The sequence below is a fragment of the Campylobacter sp. BCW_6463 genome, from assembly GCF_001762785.1.
Taxonomy (GTDB): Bacteria; Campylobacterota; Campylobacteria; order Campylobacterales; family Campylobacteraceae; genus Campylobacter_D; species Campylobacter_D jejuni.
The window spans coordinates 1-877 of sequence record NZ_MJXL01000023.1; the positions used below are offsets into that span (position 1 = coordinate 1).

An 877-nucleotide genomic window follows, 5' to 3' on the forward strand; every position below is an offset into this window, starting at 1 on the left:
CTCTTCTAAAATACCATTTGTTTCTTGCATTATGGTGGCTATTAATGAAAGAAAATATTCAAAGTGGTTAATCTTTTCTGGATGGTTTTTATTGAACCCAAAAGAGCTATTTTTATTAATAGCATTATTTTTTAACACAAAAGTTTCTGTATAAATTTGAATATTTTTCATAAAATGATTAAGATACTCTATACATTCACTAAGGCTTTTATCTTTGACTTTGTTATAGTTAGCATCTAATTCTAAAAGATAAGAATAAAAATAGAGAGTATTAACAAGAGGTTTTATAGAGTGATCATTTTTCCCTGTATATATACCTAAAGCATTGCTTGCACCATATTGAGCTGAAGCAATGATTTCAATTTTACCATTATCATAAATATGAGTGATTTTTTCTGAAACATCTATAGTGTATTTTCCTAAAAGATCTTGCATAATTTTTATAGTATTAGGGTTGATAGCTATATTAGGAAAATTCCAACCATAAACACTAGGGGAATTAAAAGTATAAACTTCATTAGGGCTAAAAGATAATTTGTCTTTATATTTAATATCGCAATATATCAAAGCCATTTGAGCTAAATACCCACCCAATGAATGTCCTACAAATATAATTCTTTTGTGTTTGTTTTTGATTATTTTATTTACTTGTTCTAAAAATTCTAAAAGAAAAGAAGATTGGATATTGCCATTGAGGGATAGAGTTATGTCTTGAACTATATCTTGAATCGAGCTAATAAAATTATCAGTTTCAGTTCCCCTAAATCCTACTATAAATTCATCTTTTTCTTTATCATAAAACAAAGTAGCACTAAAGCCACTTGTAGTGTTAGGCTGATGAAATTGAACCTCATATCTTTGAATGAAATTTTTAGTC

At 27.1% G+C, this 877-nt stretch carries 1 protein-coding gene; it reads right to left on the minus strand.

Annotated elements, in window-relative coordinates:
- On the minus strand, nt 1-877 hold an 877-nt coding region (locus AJ884_RS10055; RefSeq protein ID WP_261660554.1), incomplete at both ends, for a lipase family protein.